We start from the raw sequence: 495 nt of genomic DNA on the forward strand, positions 1-495 counted from the left end.
AAAATATCCGCAGCCTGCAAGACCGGGTAAGTGAACAAGCCCGCATTGACGTCCGCCAGCTTTTCTGACTTTTCTTTAAATGAAGTTGCATTCGCCAGCATAGGAAATGGCGTAAAGCAGTTGAGGTACCAGGCAAGCTCGGTATGTTCCTGAACGCGCGACTGCCGCCAGAATACATTCTTTTTGTAGTCGAAGCCAAAGGCGAGCCAGGTTGCTGCAATAGCTCTCACAAAGTTCGTTCGCTCCGCGCCGTTTTTAAGGGAAGTGAGTGAATGCAGGTCAGCGATAAAGAAAAAAGATTCGTTTTTGGGATCTTTCGAGAGTTCGATCGCAGGAGCAATCGCCCCGAGAATGTTACCTAAATGCGGTCTTCCGCTACTTTGAATGCCTGTGAGAATTCTGGCCATTGCAGTTTTAAAGTATTCTTTATTTAATTAGTGACCTTCGGATTTCTGCGGTTATCCCAGAAAGATAAAAGCACAATGTGGTCTTCTT

Annotated in this window: 1 protein-coding gene; it reads right to left on the bottom strand. The window is 46.1% G+C overall.

Going from position 1 to position 495, the window contains the following annotated elements:
- The coding region (locus ACTIE6_RS20345) for a tryptophan--tRNA ligase (protein WP_439558380.1) at positions 1–407 on the bottom strand (407 nt) is incomplete at its 3' end.
- Positions 408–495: the final 88 nt, after the last annotated feature.

The sequence above is a fragment of the Dyadobacter sp. genome, from assembly GCF_051859145.1.
GTDB lineage: Bacteria > Bacteroidota > Bacteroidia > Cytophagales > Spirosomataceae > Dyadobacter.